At 54.1% G+C, this 1,034-nt stretch carries 1 protein-coding gene; it reads left to right on the top strand.

The genetic code is table 11. The features are described 5' to 3' along the window. Positions 1–587: 587 nt before the first annotated feature. The gene (locus GSQ76_RS12020; RefSeq protein WP_158744154.1) at positions 588–950 is read left to right on the top strand and encodes a hypothetical protein; all 363 of its coding nucleotides are present in this window, start codon (positions 588–590) and stop codon (positions 948–950) included. The last annotated feature ends 84 nt before the right edge of the window (positions 951–1,034 follow it).

Raw genomic sequence — 1,034 nt, 5'->3', positions numbered from 1 at the left:
CCTCGGGAGAGAGCTGGGAGGAAGAGGTGGCGGGAAGATCGTCCGGCATTCTCTTGGTATAACCGAGTTCGATTACGGGCCAATGAACAACAAGGCCCCGTTCCTCTGGCCGCAGTGCCGTGGACAAACAGGATTACGGGGGAAGCGTCGCCATGTAAGCCTCAATCCTCTTGAAGGTTGCCGTCCGAGTCTTTCACAATGGGTTCGCTGTCATAGTCGTCGGGAATTATCTGCGGCAAAGGCGGGTCTCTTGGACGAGATGTCATCTGTGCCATGGCCCAATTGTTAGGCATCCAGCATTAACGAAGGCCTACAAATCGAGCGCCGCTGCTGCTCACCTCCAGTCCTACAGGGCAATCAATCGCCCCGCTTTTGCCTCCGGTTGTTGGCTGCACTAACCCGGCAATGACGGGGTTTGCCCAGTTTTCATGGCCAGATCGAAAGGCGGCACGGGGCCAGCAAAGTCTCAGGACAGGTCGATGTAACAGAAACCTTACCAAAGTCACGAAATCGTATCGAATATTGAGATGGAATTTAACGACTCAATCGATGCTCTGGGTGTGGGCTAGCGTCGTAAGGAGGATGCGATGATCGTCAGAATTGACACATTAGAAGCTGAAATCGCCAATAGCGCAGCACGTGACTTACAGTGCACGGACAGCGTGAAAGGCAAGCCTTCGCTCGTTTCTCCGTTTCACGAAGTATCAGCCGATGGTGCTTGCGGGAAATTTGCAAGTTCCCTTCTTCCCGCAACTATGGTGATCGCGGCTATTATCAAAGCCAGGCACAAACTTGCCGCTCTTGGCGATGCTTCAAGCGATGAGAGAAACCAATTCGACCGCATATGCGAGGCGACAATTTTCACTACCGCTAGCCGGCCTGCTGAACGAAGGGTTCGCTTGACATCGGCCGATGCACAAGTCGTCAGAGACTGGGTGTCTTTGAACTAGGGTGTTTGGTCCCGGGGGGTCGTGACGCTATCCTGACGCAAGATGGAGAGGAAGCGCTATGGCAGGCAGTCTTCACGGTTCAGC

The sequence above is a fragment of the Acidisphaera sp. L21 genome, assembly GCF_009765685.1.
Taxonomy (GTDB): Bacteria; Pseudomonadota; Alphaproteobacteria; order Acetobacterales; family Acetobacteraceae; genus LMUY01.
Note: the sequence above shows the minus strand (reverse complement) of the source record. Positions and strands in the feature narration are given on the sequence as shown.